The following is a 19,716-nucleotide window of genomic DNA, read 5'->3' as shown; positions in this document are numbered from 1 at the left end:
GCATGTTTTTATAAATAATTTGACTGATGTTTATTTTTCAAACCGCATAATTCACAAGCCATTGTTTTTTAATATTAATTATTTTTAAATTTTTTCAATTTATTCCCCTCTTCACCATGTATTTAAATTTAAAGTATTGTTTTTAATAAATATATTTGTAGATCACCCTTATTATTAGCCGCTATTTTAGTCAACTTGACTTTTATTCCATCAACTTATGCTGTTTATGTGATCACAATTCAAATTTACACCTCATTTTTCATCATTGTCTTATACCAAAACAAAAAAACAGCCATCCTTTTACAAGAATGGCTGTGTCACAGCTAAGATGATCTCTAGAACTTCATACTGATGCGTGCCCAGTAGTTACGTCCTATATTGTTGAATTGTTCTGTTGCAGCATAACCAAAGCCTGAACTCCCCAATTTATTCAAATGTTCGGCATAGTTCTTATCAAAGACATTATCAATCCCCACAGAAAGATCGATCCCTTTTTGTAAATTATAGGTGCCATTTAAAGACAATGTGCCAAAGCCTTTACTATCTGCGACATCGTATCCAATGATATTGCCTTCACGGTAACTAGTGCGATCTTGTGCTGCGACCACACGCCAGAGTAAACCGAGGTTATATTTATCTTGTACGTAACGTAGGTTAAAGCGTCCTTCCAAGGGTGCAATTTGCGGTAATGCAGTATGATCGGTAGTATTTTCTCCCCAAGCATACATCGCACTTAAATCTGCCTGAATTTGATCCGTCAACTGGTATCCTACACCAGCTTCTGCACCTGCAATGGTCGCATCTACATTACGGCTTTTGGCTTCAAGTTTACCCATCATGCCAGTAGGTGTGTATGCCACCAAAATATAATCTTGAATTTGACCCGCATAAGCCGAAGCCCATGATTTAAATGCACCGTGCTCATATTGATAACCAATATCCAACTGTGCCGTTTTTTCATTCTCTAAATTGGCAAAGGTCGTACCTGTACTTTGATGGTATTTAGTACTAAACAATTCCCAATAATCTGGCACACGCTCTACATAACCCAAACCTGCATAAGTTTTAATGTGATCCGCCCATTGGCTTTCCAAACGAACAAAACCACTCGGCAAGGTTTCTTTGCGTTGAGTCTTTGTGGTGAAGTTATCAATTTTCGCCTGATCAACACGCGCACCCGTGACCAACTTATTCTGATCACTCAATTGATAGCTTAATTCACCAAAAGCTCCATAGGATTGAAAATCCATATCAGTCACTCGCGGCTTATCCTTATAGCTATTCATCATCCCTTTACGTGCACTGTGTTTATTATTTTGAACATCCAGTCCAGAAACTAAATTGATTCGATCCCAGTCTGTTGTCATTGCAGCACGTGAATTTAATGTACGGCGCGCAACATTAGAAGCCATAGGCATAGACATGCCTCCTGCAGGAGTAAACTCACGCAGACTAAAATTATCCATGACATGATCGTTATAGCTATAGTCCACTTGAGCTTCAACTTTCTTGATCACATCACTGAGGTTTTTCTTTTCAAGATGTAGTCCTAGACTTTCACGCGCAAATTTCAAACCATCCATGCTGCGTCCAGCATAAACCGCTTCACCATCGCTTTTGCCGCCCTTCAGTTCCACCCACGTATCTTTATTGGGTGTCCAACCGAATGCCAAATCCGCATTCCATTTTTCCCAGTCCGAAGGCACCGTATTGCCAGCTCCATCCTGATAACTATCGGCAACTGAACGGTTGGCATTTAAACGTGCATATTTGTTTTCATCCCCCACGGCAGTTTCAATATTATGATCTAAACGTCCATAAGAGCCTGCCATGACACTGGCTTGACCACGATATGGCTTATCGGAAGTGAGTTGTTCAGGTTCACGTTCAAATATGACGGTCGCAGCAGAACCAGTATGCGCATATTGCACCGTTTGCGGTCCTTTCACCACGGTAATTTTGTCGTAGCTTTCCGGTGAGATATAAGATGCTGGATTATCCATCCTTCCAGGACATGCACCCAAGTTTTCCGTGCCATCGGTTAATATTTTAATGCGCGAACCGAACATACCACGGAAAATCACATCCCCATTGGCACCGCCATTTTTAATTTGATTAAAACCGACAATGCTTTGCAAATAAGCAGCTCCATCTACTGCGGGAATTGGTTGTGTCGGTTGTTTCGGATCCGCATGTACAATTAAACCATTCGCATCATTACCTTGCTGGGCCGTCACCACAATTGGGGCAAGGTTTTGCTGTACGACCATTTCTTCCGCAAGAACGGTCCCTGAATAACATGCAACACAAATCGCAGCCGATAAAGGCTGTAACAAGAATTTTGGCTGAGCCATATCTATCTCTCAAATACATAAATAACACTGTGCTTAAGTCCAACGACCCAAGCGTAATAAAGCGGATTTATGCAAAAAGAGGCGGTGCCCGTCCCTGCGGAATCAGGAAGAGTTGTTGAAGAACAAACCAAACATGACGATAGGCCCGTTGCAACGCAATCAGACGAATCTGTATCCGATCAAGCACTGGCTTCACTTGAAGTTCTGGCGGTAAAACCAGATTGCCATAAACGGTACAGTACTGACATTGGTGATGGGCGTCGTGATGATCATGCATTGGTTGCTGATCGGTTTGTTCGACTTGATGATGGTGTCCATGCTGCATCATTGCACTGTGTGCAGGAGTCTGCATGGCAGAAGGAAGTAAAAGTGCACGCGTAATGGTTTCACAGACCGGAGCAACTTGATATTGCTTCGGCAGCAAAGGCTGTAAAAATACAGCGATCTGTAAAAATACTGCAGCACAGGCCAGCAGCAAACCACTACGAAAAAGCAAAAAATTATCATCCTGCAATTTGTGCCGGGCAAGTATAACAAAACCCAATCGAAATTGGGTTCATTCTTAAGGATGAGTGCGACTGAAAATCTATTTAGCCGCGCTTGACTGCAACTTTTTCCTTTTGACGCTGACGGGTCACTTTTTCGACCTTTTCACGTGCACGCTGGCGCTTCAATGGCGATAAATAATCAACAAATAATTTGCCGTTTAAGTGATCCATTTCATGCTGAATACAAACAGCGAGAAGTCCGTCCGCTTCTAACGCAAAGGATTGACCTTCAAGATTAATTGCCTCAATTTTTACGCGTGACGCACGCTCAACTTTGTCGTATATTTGAGGCACTGATAAACAGCCTTCTTCATACGGCTGGGTTTCTTCAGTCAATGGGGTAATTTTGGGGTTAATGAACACCATGGGCTGATCTTTATGTTCAGAAAGATCCATAACAATCAACTGAATGTGACGGTCGACTTGCGTAGCGGCTAAACCAATACCTGGCGCTTCATACATGGTTTCAAACATATCTGCAGCAAGCTGACGAATTTCATCAGTAACTTCTTCGACTGGTTGTGCAATGGTACGAAGACGGGGATCGGGGAAACTTAAAATAGGTAATAAGGCCATAAACGTCCTCACTTATGCCATTGATCAAAAAACCAAATGAAGGAATGCTTCATCAAAAAAATGTGTGTAATATCGTTATTATAACGCAAATTACGCACATAATTTTAGGAATTATGATAATGAAAAAGGTTTTGAAGGGCATGCCATCTTTTAGTGCCTTGGGGTTTAAACAGCAATTGCTGGCGCTGACTGTCGGCTTGGCAATCAGTGTTGGTTCTATCGCAGTGGTCGAAGCTGCACCTGCCCGTAACGTCAATCCACCTGCTCTCAAAGCAGGAGCACCGCATGTCTATGTGGTGAAAAAAGGCGATACGCTATGGGACATTTCTGGAAAATTTTTAGACAAACCTTGGCGCTGGCCGGAAATTTGGGCGAGCAACCGTCACGTGAAAAATCCACACTGGATTTTCCCCGGAGATAAACTTTTACTGTGTAGCTATCAAGGTAAACCTTTGATTGGTAAAGATGAGGGAGATGGCTGTGAAGGCATTATCCGTCGCTATACTGGCGGCACAAAATTACAACCGCAAGTCCGTGTTGAATCCCTGAATAATGCGATTCCTGTCATTCCATTAGAAAACATTAAACAATGGCTCGAGCATTCAACGATTGTGGCGCCAGAGTCGATTAACGATACACCTTATGTTCTGGGTACTGCCGATCAACGTGTTTTGGCAGGCAAAGGGCAAACTATTTATGCTCGCGGTAACGGCTTAGAAGTCGGGCAGCAATATGCGGTCTATCGTGAAGGCGAACCGTACACCCTGATGAATGAAAAGGGTAAAAAATATACTGCTGGCCTTGAACTCAATCAGGTTGCAACTGGCGTTGCGGTGGCAAGTGAAAATGACATCACCACCATTGAGTTAACGGACAGCTTTAATGCCGAGGTGCGTCGTGGTGACCGAGTACTTCCAGTCTATGATCCAATGCTCCCGACCTTGTTCTACCCGACCATGGCTGAAGATGTCACCGCAGGTGGGCAGATTGTGCGTGTCATGGGTTCAATTGGTACTGCTGCCAAGCACAGTGTCGTGACCATTGATCGTGGAAATTTTGAAGGCGTTCAAGTCGGGCATGTATTTAGCATTAACCAAAAAGGTGAACAGGTTCGCGATCCAAAAACCAAAGAAATGGTGCAATTACCAGGGCAACGTATTGGTAACCTGATGGTGTTCAAAACCTTTGATCATTTTAGTTTTGGCTATGTGCTCGATAGCTCATTGCCAATCAAAGTTGGAGCTGCTATTCAACCACCATTGATGGACGATTAATTCGGAGTACCTCATGCTGCAACCATTATCACAAGAGCAAATGGACACCATTACCTTGTGGTATTTGGTTCAGCATTCCCTCAGTAGTTTTTATAAACTTGAACAGCACTTTGGTAGCATTCACCAAGCGGTACAAGCAGAAAATTTACCGCAATGGTCCAATCTGGGTTTACATAAAAATCATCTTCAACGGGCACAGCAATTTTATAGCCCTGCCGAACAATCTAAGTTCCAACGTATTTTACAAGATATTCAGCACAGCAGTGATTTTATCCTGAGTTATCATGATCCTGAATATCCGCAGCAATTACTCCCATATAGCGATAAGCCCCCTATTCTGTTTGGACAAGGTCAGCGATCATTATTACGACAAGCTCAAATCGCGATTGTTGGTAGTCGCAAACCCAGTCCGCATGGCCGACAAATTGCTTATGATTTTGCCTACTATCTCAGTGAAAAAGGCTTTGTCGTGACCAGTGGCTTAGCCCAAGGCATTGATGAAGCAGCCCACCAAGGCGCTCTGCCGCATCAACGCACAATTGCAGTTATGGCCACGGGGCTGGATCAGACCTATCCGGCACAGCATCAAACGCTGAGACAACAGGTCTTGCAACAATCAGGGGCAGTGATCACGGAATTTTTACCGCACACACCCCCACTCCAGCACCATTTCCCTCGGCGCAATCGAATTGTTAGTGCCTTAAGTCTAGGCATCTTGGTGGCGGAAGCCAGTTTAAAAAGTGGCTCACTGATTACCGCCAAGCTCGCTGCTGAACAGGGCAAATTAATTTTTGCTATCCCCGGACATATCTATAGCGAATCGCATCAGGGCTGCCATCAACTGATTCGGGAGGGCGCGATTTTGGTCGATCATCCAGAACAGATCCTTGAAGATGTGGCTTTGCCAACTCAATGGCAGGCTCAGCAACAGATACCTGCCGTATCACATATAACAACGCCCGTGACCGAAGCCCAAGTACCAGAACATCTCAGCAGTCTCTATGCACAATTAAACTGGAGCGGTCTTGCCTTAGATCATTTGGCGCTACAACTCCAGCAAGATGCAGCAACTTTGACTGCACAGTTGATGGAGTTAGAGCTTTTAGGATTATGTGTGCAACAATCTGGGGTATATTTGCGTTGTCGTCCTATTCAATAAGGTTCAGAATAAGCCTTTGCTCAAATTAGGACACCATCATGATTACCACCTCTGTTGCTGAAGCAGCCGCCATGTTAAAAAACGGACAGGTCTTGGCATATCCGACAGAGGCCGTGTGGGGCTTGGGATGCGATCCCTATAATGAAAGTGCATTTAATGAAATCTTAAGACTCAAGCAACGCCCAATTGAAAAAGGGGTGATTCTACTGGCTGGCCATATTTCCCAAGTTGAACATCTGCTGACGGGATTAAGCACAGAGATGCGAGAGCAAGTGATCGCGTCTTGGAGCAATGCCAATCCGACTGAACGCGCCACAACCTGGTTACTGCCTGCCAGTGCAGATATTCCCGTTTGGATTAAGGGCAATCATCCTAAAGTTGCGATCCGTGTCACGACCCATCCATTGTGTGTGGCCTTATGCAGTGCATTTAATGGTTTTATTGTCTCGACCAGTGCCAATCCTGCTGGGCTGGAACCTGCTCGCTCATTGCAACAAGCAAGTAAATACTTTAACAGCCAGCTGAACTATTTAAATGGTGATTTAGGCTTAAGCCAAGAGCCTAGCCGTATTTTAGATGCCGAAACCGGACAGGTTATCCGCGCATAAGTTTTATATGCAACAACATGAAATTTTAGACAAAAAAAAAGCTCAATCAAATAGGTTGATTGAGCATAAAAAGGATGTGTATTAATCACATCCAGAGGGTTCAAGAATCTCGCAGAACAATTGGCTAAACGCATTGTTAAGAAATACTTAACCATTCATTCGTGATGTGAACATTATCTAACATTTAAATCGAAAATACAAATAGATTATCTAACGCACGCTTTGGCTTAAATCCATGATTAAAATGTGAAATTTTTTCAAAAAGTCAAACTATCCTCCTATTTTTAAAATATTTTTAAATAAATAATCATTTGACAGTCGCATAAATAGCCCTTATAACTGGTAGTTTACTCCAAGAAAAAATTTCCTAAATTTTATTTGTTTGCCTATTTATTAATCAGTTTGGCAGCTTTAAGCACCGCATTTTTTTCCGCAGCGGTTTTCATTTGCGCCATACCAATTCCAGTAATAATAATAATCCCGCCTATACTATGCTGCATGGTCCAGATTTCACCTAACCAGAAATACGCCAAAACGGCAGTAAAAATTGGCATCAGGTTCATAAAAATACTGGTACGATTCGGCCCCAGTTTTTGTACGGCAAGCATCCACAGCCATGGGGCAATTAATGAGGCAAATAAGCCGGCATAAATAACACTGGCACTATTCTGCCGATCTAAAGCATCCAATCCCAGCCAAAGTACAAAAGGCAGATGATAAATTAAAGAAAATCCAATTTGCACATATAGGCTAATCATTAACGGGATTTTCAGCTGCCATTTTTTTAAAAAGACCCCATAAAACGCATAAAAGAACACCGCCACCACCATCAAGGCATCCCCCCAATGCCCGCCCAAATGCAATAAATTCTGCAAATTGCCTTGTGCAATTACATACAGCAATCCTAAAAAGGAAATGAGACCACCCATGATCGCGAAAAGATTGGGACGTTCTTTTAAAATCAGCATGGAAACCAAAATCGTGAAAATCGGGATAAAGGCATTCACAATGCCCATATTGGTTGCTGTCGTATAATGGGCAGCACTGTATGCCAATCCTTGATAAAGCAGCATCCCAAATGCACTGAGCACAGCCAATTGCCGCCAATGTAGGCGTACCAGTTCTCGCTGTTGCCAGACTTTCGGCAACATAAATGGAGTAAGCACGATAAATGCCACCAACCACCGGTAAAAGCTGATACTAACTGGCGAAATATAATCGGCAACATATCGTGTGACTGCAATATTCAGAGCCCAAATAAAGACCGCAACAAGCGGTAATAGGATTGCGAATTTAACTGCTTGCCGTTGCTGCATGTTGTGTCACTCATCACATCTTGAGTCTATTATTTTCGCCAAAGTCTGAAATAATAAAAATACGGTTTTTCAGACATCAATACCGTGGTTATGCCATGTTTTATCTGGATTCATCTAAAATGCCCTTTACCCACAGGTTTAAGACGATGACTTTACCCTTATCAGCACTCATTGAAGTGCATGAATATTTCTATGAACAGAATGATGAAATTGCAGCGCATACTTGTATCTGGGGAGATTTCAATTTCAGCTTAAATGGCATTTTAGATTATGAAATTGAAAGCACGCACTACCTATCGCCCCCAAACTATGGACTCTGGATTCCCCCACACACCCCACATGCCTGTATCGCCCGTGAGGTGAAAACCACGCACTATATTTGTATTCACCTACATCCTCAGCTTTGCACCTTATTTTCTGTAGATACCAGAACCGTCGAAATTAGTCCTTTTCTGCGACATTTAATTAAGGAAATCCTGCGGCAGCAAAACGCAACGACTACGGCAGAATATGAACATTTATTGCAAGTGTTGCTCGACCAACTCTGTGCCGCCCCGGCCTATGAACATTATCTTCCGCAAACCCAACATGTTGTATTAAAGCCGATCTTGCAGCAATTGGCTGATCCAAATCGCTTTATACAGAGCCTGCCACAAATCCTGAATACCAGCTCCTTAACGGAACGACATCTGCTCCGTTTAAGCCAGCAAGAATTGCAACTGAGTTTAGCGGAATGGCGCAATCGAGCAAAAATTCTCTATGCAATTGAACAATTGCATGCTGGTTCTTCGGTCAAAAAACTGGCGTATGATTTGGGCTATCAACACAGTTCTAGCTTTATTGAGTTTTTTAAACGCTATACAGGACAAACTCCTGCACAACTACGTGACGCATAACCGCCGGCCATCTAATCTTTTTTCCGTTCAGTTGTAGGATTCAACTTGCAGTTCATCGCAATTCTCGTTACAACATGGAAACCCAATAAAAAATCAATGGATCTAGAGATGAGTCAGTCTGTTTATGATATTCCGGTGAAAACCATTCAAGGCCAAGACATTACCTTGAATCAATACCAAGGCAAAGTACTGCTGATTGTGAATGTTGCATCAAAATGTGGTTTAACCCCGCAATACGAAGGTTTAGAAAAACTTTATCAGCAACAAAAAGATCAAGGTTTAGAAATTCTCGGCTTCCCTGCCAATAATTTCTTGGCACAAGAACCCGGCAGTGATAGTGAAATTCAAGAGTTTTGCTCAGTCAACTACAAAATCGATTTCCCGCTATTTTCAAAAATTTCGGTTGCAGGTGAAGACAAACACCCGTTATACCAAACCTTAACGCAAGCGATTCCTGAGCGTATTGGTGAAGGACCTTGGTGGAAGGATCTCGTCGACTATGGCTTAACGCCAAATGAGCCACCAGAAGTCTTATGGAATTTCGAAAAATTTTTGGTGAATAAACAAGGACAGGTGGTAGCACGTTTTGCACCAGACATCACTGCCGATGATCCACGTATTCTAGAAGCGATTCAGGCCGAATTGCAGAAATAAAATTTCAACACAATGATCAGAAAGTGAGACGATCACTTTCTGATCATTGTGTGCGTTGTTTTACTTAATTTCTCCATAATTTTAATATTATTACAACACTAAATTCAAACTCACTCAGCGACTTACTGTTTTAATAACATGATCAGAACAAGATAAATAACATACAGGTAGATTATGAATCGTTTAGTACAAGCTGTTGTTTTGTCATTATCAACTGCATTGCTGGCTGCTCCTGCTTTTGCAGCACCGCAAAATTCGCAAGAGCATAAACAGCATGCGACTCAAAATCACAATGATGCAAATCATAAAGACATGCATCATGATGCCTCAAGTCATCATGATGCAAACAACAAAGCGAGCTATAACAAATCAGCTCGCCCATCAGCTGCGTGGAAACCGGGTAATCCAGTTCCAACACAATATCGTGGCAAAAGCTATCAAGTCGATCACACCAAATACAAAAAGCTCTACAAACCTGGCAAAAATGAACAGTGGATTAAGGTCAATGGTGACTATGTGTTAACGAACGTGTTAAACCACAACATCATTAAAATCATTCCAGGCATGTAATCCTCTGCCTTGCAAAAAAGAGTGCGATAGGCACTCTTTTTTTATGCACTGTACCTTTTTGTTGTTGCTTTGCAGCCTGACTTTAGAAAGTGAAGTACCCGTCCTATAATTGCTTTCCAGCGATATACCCCTAGATTGAGATTCAGCAAGATGATGAAAAAACTTCTGCAAGGCGCCTTACTTCCTTTTGCCATTTTTGCGGCAGGAATAAGTTTGATCGGCTGCGATCAAGCCTCTGATGAGAATCACGCATCTCCTGATACCTCAAATGCCCAAGAAAAAATCACGATACAAACAGATGAGGGAAGTTCGGAATTAAAAAGTGGCAATATGCTCTATGTGGTGAGTGATGTCGCAGATCTGCAATTGAAGGCAGGCGATTATGTACAACAACTTAAACAGACCCAAGCAGATTTAAAACACGCCTTACAAGCGCAAGATCCTGAATCCGTGCAAACTGCTGTCAATGCATTACGTCAGCAACTGACGGACTTTAATCGTGCTTTGGACAGCTTGAATTTAAAAAGTCAGGAAATCGAATCCATTCGTGAAAAAATTCGCTCAAGCAACCAACAAATCTTAGAGCTACCCTATTTAAATGGTCAACTCGACATGACCGCGGCAGAGCTGAAAAAAATTGAACAGCAACTTTCACTGGTACAATCCGAAATGCTGACACTGGCTAAAATGCTCCTGTTAAAACCCGAATCAACAGAAAATTAAAGTTCAGCATCGAGTCCGCAAGAATGGATCAATCGCTAAAATGAAATAGGATTGATCCTTTACATAGCGTCAAAGTTTAAAATCAATCACAATTCGCCCATCAATCTTGCCCTGCTCCATGCGTTCGAAAATATCGTTAATATTTTCTAAAGCTTCGACATGAATATGCGCTTTGACTTTGCCTCGCGCCGCAATATCTAAGGCTTCTTTAAGATCTAAACGGGTACCGACTATCGAACCTCGGACAGTAATCCCTTCTAATACCATATCAAAAATAGACAGATCAAACTTTCCTGGCGGCAATCCGTTCAGTACCATGGTGCCGCCACGACGTAAAATAGATACCGCTTGTTCAAAGGCTTTTGTAGAAACGGCCGTGACCAAGACTCCATGACAGCCTTCCCCTGTCGCCTTCAGCACCTCATCTTTGACATTCATCTTCAATGCGTTGATCCCCACATCTGCACCCAGCTGTTTTGCCAAGTCCAGTTTGCTATCATCAACATCAATCGCCACTACATTAAAGCCCATGGTTTTCGCGTATTGCACCGCAACGTGCCCTAGACCACCAATACCGGAAATGGCAACCCAATCCCCAGTTTTGGCCTCGGTCATTTTCAGTCCTTTATAGACCGTCACGCCGGCACATAAAATCGGGGCGATTTCTAACAGGTCGACCCCTGCAGGAATCACACCGACATAATCGCCATCCGCCAGACAATATTCGGCAAAGCTCCCATTGACGGAATAGCCCGAGTTTTGCTGCTGTTTGCATAGGGTTTCCCAGCCTGCATAGCAATGGTCACAGTGACCGCAGGCGGAGTAAAGCCAAGGAATACCAACCAGATCGCCAACCTGTAAATGCTCAATGCCGTCACCAATTTCCACCACTTCACCAACACCTTCATGACCTGGAATAAATGGCAGATTGGGTTTGATCGGCCAATCACCATGCATGGCATGTAAATCGGTATGACAGACGCCGGTAGCAATCATTTTCACCAGCACTTTGCCAGCGCTAATTTTTGGAATTTCAACTTGCTGAATTTGTAAGGGCTGATTAAATGCAGTCACGACTGCAGCTTTCATTGTGTTTGCCATTTTCACTCTCCATAGACTCGAGTTGAGTAAAATGCTTATCAAGCAATCTTATTCATGAGTAACATAAATGGCGGGAATGAAAGGTTGGAATTTGGTATATTTTTTAATCGATTTAGGGCCGATCATTCACGGATCCGCGCCAAACCAACCATGTACATAGCGCAACATGCTGTTCAAAAACTAACGCTCAAAGGAAAAGACCGGATGGCGAAAACAAATCACGCTAGTGGTTTTCTGCACGCCAATGTAAAAAAGCATTTTGCATGGCTGCTTTAACTGCTTCTGAAGCTTGATGCTGTTCTAAATAACTAAAATCACCGCGATAAACGGCATCAATAATGGTTTTAGCAAGATGATGAATACTGTCACAGCCGTGTTGCCAATAATTCTGAATTTGTTGCTGCGTCAGTACCAGTTCCCAACATGACACCACCGAACTCATATCAACAGCAATGGCGAGATAGAGTTGCTGATCATCCTGATAAAGTTCCCAAAAGTGTGGCGCATGTGCTATGAGTTGCATGAGATAGACTCGGTTTTAAGCAATACGATTTTATAGCATAAAAAAAGCCACCTTTCGGTGGCTTTTTCAATCTCAAACCGTCAATTACATTGCGCGGTTTTTGATTTTGCGGATAGTTTCGAGCTGAGCCGCAGTTTCTGCCAAAGCAGCTAACGCAGCAGCCGAGTCCAAATCGCTCTTTTGATTTGCTAACAATTGTTCAGCGTGTTTACGCGCTTCTAAAATTGCAGCTTCATCTAAGTTGTCAGCACGGATTGCAGTATCTGCAAGAACCGTAACAACGTGCGGTTGAACTTCTAACACACCACCAGATACATAGACAATCTCTTCTGTACCGTTCTCCAAAATCACGCGAATTGCGCCAGGTTGGAGTAAAGTTACAAGTGGCGCATGACCAGGCATAATACCTAATTCACCACCTGCACCTTTAGCGATTAGCATGCTGATCGTGCCAGAGTAAATTGACTCATTAACACTTACCACATCACATTGCATAGTCGACATGAGATGATCTCCTTAAATTAGAGTTTCTCAGCTTTAGCAATCGCTTCGTCAATACCGCCAACCATATAGAACGCTTGTTCTGGAAGGTGGTCGTATTCACCAGCCAAGATACCTTTAAAGCCACGAATCGTTTCTTTAAGAGGTACATATTTACCAGGAGCACCAGTAAATACTTCAGCTACGTGGAACGGTTGAGAGAAGAAACGTTGGATTTTACGCGCACGGTAAACAATCAACTTATCTTCTTCAGACAATTCGTCCATACCCAAGATCGCGATAATGTCTTTCAATTCTTTATAACGTTGAAGAACGTTTTGAACTGAACGAGCAATACCGTAGTGCTCTTGACCAACTACTAATGGGTCTAACTGACGTGAAGTAGAGTCAAGTGGGTCGATCGCAGGGTAAATACCTTGAGAAGCGATGTCACGGCTTAATACAACAGTTGCATCTAAGTGAGCAAACGTTGTCGCAGGCGATGGATCTGTTAAGTCATCGGCAGGTACGTATACCGCTTGGATAGACGTAATCGAACCAGACTTAGTCGATGTAATACGTTCTTGAAGAACACCCATCTCTTCTGCAAGTGTTGGTTGGTAACCTACTGCAGATGGCATACGACCTAGAAGTGCTGATACTTCAGTACCTGCTAGTGTATAACGGTAGATGTTGTCAACGAACAATAATACGTCACGGCCTTTACCGTTTTCGTCTTTTTCGTCACGGAAATATTCAGCCATTGTTAAGCCAGTTAACGCTACGCGTAAACGGTTACCTGGTGGCTCGTTCATCTGACCGTAAACCATGGCTACTTTGTCAAGAACGTTAGAATCTTTCATCTCGTGGTAGAAGTCGTTACCTTCACGAGTACGCTCACCAACACCAGCGAATACAGATAAACCTGAGTGCGCTTTAGCGATGTTGTTGATCAACTCCATCATGTTAACGGTTTTACCAACACCCGCACCACCGAACAGACCAACTTTACCACCTTTCGCGAACGGGCATAGTAAGTCAATGACTTTAATACCAGTTTCAAGAAGGTCAGTAGAACCAGCTTGTTCAGCATAGGAAGGCGCTGCACGGTGAATTGCCCAAGTAGTATCAGTTGCTACTGGACCAGCTTCATCGATAGGGCGACCAAGAACGTCCATGATACGACCAAGAGTAGCCGTACCTACTGGAACAGAAATTGGTGCATTTGTGTTGGTTACGTTCAAACCACGCTTAAGACCTTCAGTAGATCCCATCGCAATTGTACGTACAACACCGTCACCAAGTTGTTGCTGAACTTCTAAAGTAGTTTCAGTGCCATCAACATGGAGAGCGTCATAGATCTTAGGAACGCTGTTACGTTCAAACTCGACGTCGATTACCGCGCCGATGATCTGAATGATACGACCGCTACTCATTGCTGTCTCCTCAATTCAAACTAATAATGTTAAACGGCAGCGGCACCGCCAACGATCTCGGAAATTTCCTGAGTAATCGCGGCTTGACGCAGCTTGTTGTAAATGAGTTGTAGGCTTTTGATCAAGTCACCTGCGTTATCTGTTGCAGCTTTCATTGCAACCATACGCGCAGACTGTTCACACGCGATGTTTTCAATCACGCCTTGATAAACCATAGACTCGATATAGCGAACCAATAAACCGTTCAGCAATTCTTCTGCTTCTGGTTCATAGATATAGTCCCAACCGTATTGACGGTTAAGGCTGTCGCTGTCTTCTGCTGGAGCAAGTGGAACCAGTTGTTCAACTTGAGGCTTCTGCGTCATTGCATTAACGAAACCATTTGACACTAAATAGATGCGATCAAGTTCGCCCTTGTCAAATGCGTCAAGCATAACTTGTACAGAACCTGTCAACTGTTCAAGAGTCGGTGCATCACCGATCTGAGTCGTTGCTCCAAGCACTTTACCGCCGTAGTTTTTAAAAAACGAAACCGCTTTTTGACCAATTAAAGCAAATTGAACTTCAATTGACTGCTCTTGCTGTTCCTGTACATGCTTAGCAACTTTTTTGAACAAGTTAATGTTCAAACCGCCAGCAAGACCACGATCTGAAGAAATCACGATATAGCCAACGCGCTTTACAGGGCGTTCAACCATATAACGGTGTTTATATTCAGGATTCGCTTGAACCAAGTGAGCAATTACACGGTGCATATTTTCGGCATACGGACGGCCTGCAGCCATGCGCTCTTGCGCACGACGCATTTTAGAAGCAGCTACCATCTGCATCGCACGCGTAATTTTCTGCGTCGACTTGATACTAGCTACTTTGGCGCGAATTTCTTTTAAATTTGCCATACGCTTAACCTAGTATTCGAAAGCCCTTCCGAGCTTTCGAAGGTTGATCCGTGAACCAAACTTTAAACTAACCAGCTAATGCTCAATTAGTAAGTTTGAGTCGCTTTGAATTTCTCAATACCTGCTTTAATTTCAGCTTCGATGTCTTTGTTGAAATCACCAGTAGCATCGATATTTTGCATTAACGCAGCATGTTCAGAACGGAAGTAAGCAATTAACGCAGTATCAAAGTCTACGATTTTCTTCACTTCAACGTCAGTCATGTAACCTTCGTTAGATGCATAAACTGAAACAGCTTGGTCAGCAATTGAGTAAGGAGCATATTGTTTTTGCTTCATTAACTCAGTTACACGTTGACCGTGCTCAAGTTGTTTACGAGTTGCTTCGTCAAGGTCAGAAGCGAACTGAGCAAACGCAGCCAATTCACGGTATTGTGCAAGAGCGGTACGAATACCACCTGACAATTTCTTGATGATCTTAGTTTGAGCAGCACCACCAACACGCGATACCGAAATACCTGCGTTTACAGCAGGACGGATACCAGCATTGAATAATGAAGTTTCTAAGAAGATCTGACCGTCAGTAATCGAAATTACGTTCGTTGGTACGAATGCAGATACGTCACCCGCTTGAGTTTCAATAATCGGTAATGCAGTTAATGAACCAGTTTGGCCTTTAACTTCACCTTTAGTGAATTGCTCAACGTAGTCAGCAGATACACGTGAAGCACGTTCTAATAAACGTGAGTGTAGATAGAATACGTCACCTGGATACGCTTCACGACCTGGTGGACGACGTAACAATAATGAGATTTGACGGTAAGCAACAGCTTGCTTAGACAAATCATCATAAATGATAAGTGCATCTTCACCGCGATCACGGAAGTATTCACCCATTGTACAGCCCGAGTACGGAGCTAAGTACTGCATAGCAGCTGGATCAGCAGCAGCAGCAGCAACAACAGTTGTATACGCCATAGCGCCAGTTTCTTCTAGCTTGCGTACTACGTTAGCGATAGTCGATTGTTTTTGACCAATAGCTACGTATACACATTTAATGCCAGAATTTTTCTGAGCGATGATCGCATCGATCGCCATAGCTGTTTTACCAGTTTGGCGGTCACCAATGATCAACTCACGTTGACCACGACCAACAGGAATCATTGTATCAACTGATTTATAACCAGTTTGTACAGGTTGGTCTACTGATTGACGCCAAATTACACCTGGTGCTACTTTTTCAACAGCATCAGTAAGTTTTGCATCAATAGGGCCTTTACCATCAATCGGGTTACCCAAAGCGTCTACGACACGGCCAAGAAGTTCAGGACCAACCGGAACTTCTAATACACGACCTGTGCAACGAGCTTTTTGACCTTCTTGAAGGCTTAAGTAGTTACCTAAAACAACGGCACCCACTGAATCCTGTTCTAGGTTCAGTGCCATACCAAATAAGCCGCCGTCGAATTCGATCATTTCACCGTACATTGCATCAGCAAGGCCGTGAATGCGCACAATACCGTCGGATACCATAACAATGGTACCTTCGTTTTTAGCGGTCGCGCTGGTGTCCAGATCGCCGATACGCTGTTTAATGAGCGCACTGATCTCGGATGGATTCAGTTGTTGCATTGCGCTATACCTCAATCTTTTAATAGTTCAGTCTTTTTGCGGTTAAGCAAGAAGACGAGTCCGCATTTTTTCAAGCTTGTTAAGCGCAGAATCATCTATCACTTGGTCGCCTGCACGAATAACAACACCTGCAATGAGCGCAGGGTTAACTTCTACAGTTACATTTACTGCTGCTTCGAATTTTTTCTCTAATGCATGGGCAAGTAATTGTTCTTGAACAGAAGTCATAGGGAATGCTGATTCAATCACAACATCCACAGTATTGTTATTCTGTGATTTGAGCTGTTCGTATTCTGCAGCGATTTCAGGAAGAAGAACCAAACGATCGTTTTCAGCAAGCAATGTCAAAAAGTTTGACACTGCTGCGGTTTGGTCTTCGCCTAATACCTTTGCGAAAATACTGACCTGCTCAGCAGGAGTAAGCTCAGGGCGATTTAAATAAGCTGAAAATGCTTCGTCTTGTACCGCAGCACTAAGCACTTGTAATGCATTTGACCAGTTGTCAGTTGCATGTTGCTCAGATGCGTAAGCAAATGCTGCTTTTGCGTATGGGCGAGCCAACGTCAAGAGTTCAGCCATATTCCGCCTCGCTTAAAGTTTAGCAGCCAGCTGAGTAAGCATGGCATTGTGAGCTTCTGCATCAACTTGCTGGTTAAGGATTTTCTCCGCACCAGTAACTGCCAAGGCAGCAACTTGTTGACGTAATTCTTCGCGAGCAGAATTGATTTCTGTATCAACAGCTTCTTTCGCTTGTTGACGAATACGCTCACCTTCAGCAGCAGCTTGAGTACGAGCTTCTTCTACCAATTGTGCTGCACGACGGTTCGCTTGTTCGATCAATAGAGCCGCTTGTGCTTTAGCTGCGTCTAATTCTGCCTTAACTTGTGCTTGCGCATCAGCAAGGTCAGCTTTAGCTTTTTCAGCAGCATTTAAGCCATCAGCGATTTTACGCTGACGCTCACTAATCGCATTGATTAGTGGTGGCCATACAAACTTCATGCAGAATGCGACAAAGATCGCAAATGCAATTGCTTGGCCAATCAATGTGAGGTTGATATTCATTGCTATTCCTCAATAGTTTAATTTAGGAATTAAGCTGATTAACCTACAAATGGATTAGCGAAGATGAAGAACAAGCCAATACCAACACCGATCATAGGCACAGCATCAAGAAGACCCGCGATTAAGAACATACGAGTTTGAAGTTGTGGAGCCAATTCTGGTTGACGAGCAACAGCTTCAAGGAAGCGACCGCCTAAAAGACCAAAACCAATCGCAGTACCTAAAGCACCGAAAGCGATCAAGATAGCAGATGCAATTGCAACTAGACCTAAAGTGAGTTCCATGATAATTCCTCAGAGGTTAGGTTTATACCAAATTAAAGTAAAAAATTTTAAGCCCAACCATCCGTTGATAGTTAGGCAATACCATTAATGTTTTTCGCTTGCCATGCTCAAGTATACGATAGTCAGCATCATGAAAATGAACGCTTGTAACGTAATAACAAGAATGTGGAAGATCGCCCAAGGCACAGACAACGCCCACTGGATCCAGAACGGTAGTAACGCGATTAAGATGAAGATTAACTCACCTGCATACATGTTACCGAATAGTCGTAGAGCCAATGAAATTGGTCGTGCAAGGAAAGTTACTAATTCCAGAATTAAGTTCACAGGAATAAGCAACGCTTTTGCAACTGGATTACTTGGGTTAAATGGGTTAAGTGCCAATTCACCAACGAAACCGCCAACACCTTTTTCACGGATGCTGTAGAACAAGATGAGCACAAATACAGATAAAGACATACCAAGGGTAATGTTAGGATCTGTAGATGGAACGATCTTGAAGTAAACGTGGTGTGGATCCATACCAAATACGCTTGCGCCAACGTGCTGAGCTACATAAGGAATCCAGTCAACAGGAATCAAATCCATCAAGTTCATGAGGAAAATCCACACGAAGATGGTTAAAGCTAGCGGAGCAATTAAGCGTGATTTGCCATGGAAAGTGTCACGAACACTTGAGTCAACAAACTCAATGATCATTTCAATTGCAGACTGGAACTTGGTAGGAACACCAGAGTTTGCAGCTTTCGCTACAATCCAGAACAACAAGCAGAAAATGACACCAAGGCCAATTGACCAACCCATTGAATCCAAGTGAATAGCAGTGAACCCCATCTGTTGAGCTTCAGCACCGTTCTCAGCCAATTTCCACGTACCGTCTGGCATTTTGCCATAGGTCATATTGGTCAAGTGATGCTTGATATACTCGGTCGAAGTAAGGGCATGTTCTTCAGCAGCCATAAATCACACCTGGTCAATGTCAAATACAAATAGAGTAAGCGAATATCACATGCTTCGCGATATCTCGCTTATCTCCAAAAAAACTTTTCAATTTAGCTGCGCTTAAACTCGTTTTTGTAGACGTGACACCCAAAAAGGAGCGACCCACGACATGGTCTGAACGAGTATAAAACCACAAAACAACGCCGCCGGAGATAACGGCTGGACATTGCTTAAAATTAAAATAAATCCGACGATCACAATCGCAAACTTGCCCATCATCCCCCGGTACATATTTGATAGTACCTGTTTGGATGCTCTTGCTCCTGCAGCTCGAAACGACTGCCACGAAAAATAACAACTCGCAAGCCAACATACGCCTGCACCAAGTGCGGCACTTAAAGCAGCTGTTGCATCTTTCACAGCCCACGCCAGCAAGGCTGACACAGGAATCATACATGCTTGTAAGATGACTAATGCTTTCGCTAATCGTCGGTCAATCAAGCGACTAGTTCGGCTCATTATTTATCCACTCACAGCATAAATGCTTGACAAGTTTAGCTGATGATCGTTTTTAATCGCAGGCATTATAGAGTTACACCCCTGAACATGCAATCATTTCCCGACCTAAGTCGAGTTTTTTTCCATACAACAAATGTCTAGCAACTGATTAATTATTGATT

General features: G+C 43.1%; 22 protein-coding genes. 7 read left to right on the top strand and 15 right to left on the bottom strand.

What is annotated here, in order from left to right; genetic code table 11:
- Positions 1-335: 335 nt before the first annotated feature.
- The 3 genes from AC6CHI_RS15030 to def all read right to left on the bottom strand — a co-directional run bounded on the left by AC6CHI_RS15030 (position 336) and on the right by def (position 3,478).
- Positions 336-2,354: a TonB-dependent copper receptor gene (locus AC6CHI_RS15030; RefSeq protein WP_498122249.1), complete on the bottom strand. Its 2,019-nt coding sequence runs from the start codon at positions 2,352-2,354 to the stop codon at positions 336-338.
- 67 nt (positions 2,355-2,421) lie between these two features.
- Positions 2,422-2,850: a DUF2946 domain-containing protein gene (locus AC6CHI_RS15025; protein ID WP_498122247.1), complete on the bottom strand. Its 429-nt coding sequence runs from the start codon at positions 2,848-2,850 to the stop codon at positions 2,422-2,424.
- A gap of 94 nt (positions 2,851-2,944) precedes the next feature.
- Entirely contained in the window at positions 2,945-3,478 is a 534-nt protein-coding gene (gene def, locus AC6CHI_RS15020; RefSeq protein WP_458893042.1) for a peptide deformylase, read from the bottom strand.
- 119 nt (positions 3,479-3,597) lie between these two features.
- Between def and AC6CHI_RS15015 the strand changes: the two genes are divergently transcribed.
- Genes AC6CHI_RS15015 through tsaC form a run of 3 tightly spaced genes read left to right on the top strand, consistent with a single transcriptional unit; the run spans position 3,598 to position 6,519 of the window.
- Positions 3,598-4,752 carry a LysM peptidoglycan-binding domain-containing protein gene (locus AC6CHI_RS15015; RefSeq protein WP_498122246.1) on the top strand — a complete coding sequence of 385 codons (1,155 nt, stop codon included), beginning with the start codon at positions 3,598-3,600 and terminating at the stop codon, positions 4,750-4,752.
- 13 nt (positions 4,753-4,765) lie between these two features.
- Complete coding sequence (gene dprA, locus AC6CHI_RS15010) at positions 4,766-5,911, top strand: DNA-processing protein DprA (RefSeq protein WP_498122244.1); 1,146 nt, start codon at positions 4,766-4,768, stop codon at positions 5,909-5,911.
- A gap of 38 nt (positions 5,912-5,949) precedes the next feature.
- A complete protein-coding gene (tsaC, locus tag AC6CHI_RS15005; protein WP_458893045.1) occupies positions 5,950-6,519 on the top strand; it encodes an L-threonylcarbamoyladenylate synthase type 1 TsaC in 570 nt (189 codons plus the stop codon).
- Between the two features lie 386 nt (positions 6,520-6,905).
- Here the strand turns inward: tsaC and AC6CHI_RS15000 are convergent, their stop codons facing one another.
- Positions 6,906-7,835 carry a DMT family transporter gene (locus AC6CHI_RS15000; protein ID WP_498122243.1) on the bottom strand — a complete coding sequence of 310 codons (930 nt, stop codon included), beginning with the start codon at positions 7,833-7,835 and terminating at the stop codon, positions 6,906-6,908.
- A 146-nt stretch (positions 7,836-7,981) separates the two neighbouring features.
- Between AC6CHI_RS15000 and AC6CHI_RS14995 the strand changes: the two genes are divergently transcribed.
- From AC6CHI_RS14995 to AC6CHI_RS14980, 4 genes are all read left to right on the top strand, one after another.
- Positions 7,982-8,731: an AraC family transcriptional regulator gene (locus AC6CHI_RS14995; RefSeq protein WP_498122241.1), complete on the top strand. Its 750-nt coding sequence runs from the start codon at positions 7,982-7,984 to the stop codon at positions 8,729-8,731.
- A gap of 108 nt (positions 8,732-8,839) precedes the next feature.
- Positions 8,840-9,385: a glutathione peroxidase gene (locus AC6CHI_RS14990; RefSeq protein ID WP_498122239.1), complete on the top strand. Its 546-nt coding sequence runs from the start codon at positions 8,840-8,842 to the stop codon at positions 9,383-9,385.
- A 174-nt stretch (positions 9,386-9,559) separates the two neighbouring features.
- Positions 9,560-9,955: an RcnB family protein gene (locus tag AC6CHI_RS14985; protein ID WP_458893049.1), complete on the top strand. Its 396-nt coding sequence runs from the start codon at positions 9,560-9,562 to the stop codon at positions 9,953-9,955.
- Positions 9,956-10,108: 153 nt separating this feature from the next.
- Positions 10,109-10,678, top strand: a complete 570-nt coding sequence (locus AC6CHI_RS14980; RefSeq protein ID WP_498122255.1) for a PM1805 family lipoprotein — start codon at positions 10,109-10,111, stop codon at positions 10,676-10,678.
- A 69-nt stretch (positions 10,679-10,747) separates the two neighbouring features.
- Here the strand turns inward: AC6CHI_RS14980 and adhP are convergent, their stop codons facing one another.
- The 11 genes from adhP to AC6CHI_RS14925 all read right to left on the bottom strand — a co-directional run bounded on the left by adhP (position 10,748) and on the right by AC6CHI_RS14925 (position 19,555).
- A complete protein-coding gene (gene adhP / locus AC6CHI_RS14975; protein WP_498122237.1) occupies positions 10,748-11,779 on the bottom strand; it encodes an alcohol dehydrogenase AdhP in 1,032 nt (343 codons plus the stop codon).
- Positions 11,780-12,002: 223 nt separating this feature from the next.
- The gene (locus AC6CHI_RS14970) at positions 12,003-12,302 is read right to left on the bottom strand and encodes a hypothetical protein (RefSeq protein ID WP_498122235.1); all 300 of its coding nucleotides are present in this window, start codon (positions 12,300-12,302) and stop codon (positions 12,003-12,005) included.
- A gap of 84 nt (positions 12,303-12,386) precedes the next feature.
- Positions 12,387-12,806, bottom strand: coding sequence for a F0F1 ATP synthase subunit epsilon (locus AC6CHI_RS14965; RefSeq protein WP_498122233.1), 420 nt, complete (start codon positions 12,804-12,806; stop codon positions 12,387-12,389).
- Positions 12,807-12,823: 17 nt separating this feature from the next.
- A complete protein-coding gene (gene atpD, locus AC6CHI_RS14960; protein ID WP_458893053.1) occupies positions 12,824-14,218 on the bottom strand; it encodes a F0F1 ATP synthase subunit beta in 1,395 nt (464 codons plus the stop codon).
- A 29-nt stretch (positions 14,219-14,247) separates the two neighbouring features.
- Positions 14,248-15,117 (bottom strand): F0F1 ATP synthase subunit gamma, encoded by an 870-nt coding sequence (atpG, locus tag AC6CHI_RS14955; RefSeq protein ID WP_458893054.1) that lies wholly within the window; start codon positions 15,115-15,117, stop codon positions 14,248-14,250.
- Between the two features lie 86 nt (positions 15,118-15,203).
- Complete coding sequence (gene atpA / locus AC6CHI_RS14950) at positions 15,204-16,748, bottom strand: F0F1 ATP synthase subunit alpha (protein WP_458893055.1); 1,545 nt, start codon at positions 16,746-16,748, stop codon at positions 15,204-15,206.
- Positions 16,749-16,790: 42 nt separating this feature from the next.
- Positions 16,791-17,327 carry a F0F1 ATP synthase subunit delta gene (locus tag AC6CHI_RS14945; protein WP_498122231.1) on the bottom strand — a complete coding sequence of 179 codons (537 nt, stop codon included), beginning with the start codon at positions 17,325-17,327 and terminating at the stop codon, positions 16,791-16,793.
- A 12-nt stretch (positions 17,328-17,339) separates the two neighbouring features.
- Positions 17,340-17,810, bottom strand: a complete 471-nt coding sequence (locus AC6CHI_RS14940; RefSeq protein ID WP_458893057.1) for a F0F1 ATP synthase subunit B — start codon at positions 17,808-17,810, stop codon at positions 17,340-17,342.
- A 38-nt stretch (positions 17,811-17,848) separates the two neighbouring features.
- On the bottom strand, positions 17,849-18,094 hold the full coding sequence (atpE, locus tag AC6CHI_RS14935; RefSeq protein WP_000424060.1) for a F0F1 ATP synthase subunit C: 246 nt from the start codon (positions 18,092-18,094) through the stop codon (positions 17,849-17,851).
- Between the two features lie 84 nt (positions 18,095-18,178).
- Entirely contained in the window at positions 18,179-19,054 is an 876-nt protein-coding gene (gene atpB, locus AC6CHI_RS14930; RefSeq protein WP_100242265.1) for a F0F1 ATP synthase subunit A, read from the bottom strand.
- Positions 19,055-19,156: 102 nt separating this feature from the next.
- Entirely contained in the window at positions 19,157-19,555 is a 399-nt protein-coding gene (locus tag AC6CHI_RS14925) for an ATP synthase subunit I (RefSeq protein ID WP_458893058.1), read from the bottom strand.
- Positions 19,556-19,716 lie beyond the last annotated feature (161 nt).

The sequence above is a fragment of the Acinetobacter sp. GQ146 genome (assembly GCF_059758585.1).
This window is presented reverse-complemented; position numbering and strand designations above follow the sequence as displayed.

Bases quoted from the DNA above. Each gene is read 5' to 3' on its own strand.
- AC6CHI_RS14990 (WP_498122239.1), top strand. From the start codon at position 8,840: ATGAGTCAGTCTGTTTATGATATTCCGGTGAAAACCATTCAAGGCCAA.
- AC6CHI_RS14970 (WP_498122235.1), bottom strand. From the start codon at position 12,302: ATGCAACTCATAGCACATGCGCCACACTTTTGGGAACTTTATCAGGAT.
- AC6CHI_RS14985 (WP_458893049.1), top strand. From the start codon at position 9,560: ATGAATCGTTTAGTACAAGCTGTTGTTTTGTCATTATCAACTGCATTG.
- AC6CHI_RS15000 (WP_498122243.1), bottom strand. From the start codon at position 7,835: ATGCAGCAACGGCAAGCAGTTAAATTCGCAATCCTATTACCGCTTGTT.
- AC6CHI_RS14965 (WP_498122233.1), bottom strand. From the start codon at position 12,806: ATGTCGACTATGCAATGTGATGTGGTAAGTGTTAATGAGTCAATTTAC.
- AC6CHI_RS14980 (WP_498122255.1), top strand. From the start codon at position 10,109: ATGAAAAAACTTCTGCAAGGCGCCTTACTTCCTTTTGCCATTTTTGCG.
- AC6CHI_RS14945 (WP_498122231.1), bottom strand. From the start codon at position 17,327: ATGGCTGAACTCTTGACGTTGGCTCGCCCATACGCAAAAGCAGCATTT.
- adhP (WP_498122237.1), bottom strand. From the start codon at position 11,779: ATGGCAAACACAATGAAAGCTGCAGTCGTGACTGCATTTAATCAGCCC.
- atpA (WP_458893055.1), bottom strand. From the start codon at position 16,748: ATGCAACAACTGAATCCATCCGAGATCAGTGCGCTCATTAAACAGCGT.
- tsaC (WP_458893045.1), top strand. From the start codon at position 5,950: ATGATTACCACCTCTGTTGCTGAAGCAGCCGCCATGTTAAAAAACGGA.
- AC6CHI_RS14925 (WP_458893058.1), bottom strand. From the start codon at position 19,555: ATGAGCCGAACTAGTCGCTTGATTGACCGACGATTAGCGAAAGCATTA.
- atpG (WP_458893054.1), bottom strand. From the start codon at position 15,117: ATGGCAAATTTAAAAGAAATTCGCGCCAAAGTAGCTAGTATCAAGTCG.
- AC6CHI_RS14940 (WP_458893057.1), bottom strand. From the start codon at position 17,810: ATGAATATCAACCTCACATTGATTGGCCAAGCAATTGCATTTGCGATC.
- atpB (WP_100242265.1), bottom strand. From the start codon at position 19,054: ATGGCTGCTGAAGAACATGCCCTTACTTCGACCGAGTATATCAAGCAT.
- def (WP_458893042.1), bottom strand. From the start codon at position 3,478: ATGGCCTTATTACCTATTTTAAGTTTCCCCGATCCCCGTCTTCGTACC.
- AC6CHI_RS14995 (WP_498122241.1), top strand. From the start codon at position 7,982: ATGACTTTACCCTTATCAGCACTCATTGAAGTGCATGAATATTTCTAT.
- atpD (WP_458893053.1), bottom strand. From the start codon at position 14,218: ATGAGTAGCGGTCGTATCATTCAGATCATCGGCGCGGTAATCGACGTC.
- AC6CHI_RS15030 (WP_498122249.1), bottom strand. From the start codon at position 2,354: ATGGCTCAGCCAAAATTCTTGTTACAGCCTTTATCGGCTGCGATTTGT.
- AC6CHI_RS15015 (WP_498122246.1), top strand. From the start codon at position 3,598: ATGAAAAAGGTTTTGAAGGGCATGCCATCTTTTAGTGCCTTGGGGTTT.
- atpE (WP_000424060.1), bottom strand. From the start codon at position 18,094: ATGGAACTCACTTTAGGTCTAGTTGCAATTGCATCTGCTATCTTGATC.
- dprA (WP_498122244.1), top strand. From the start codon at position 4,766: ATGCTGCAACCATTATCACAAGAGCAAATGGACACCATTACCTTGTGG.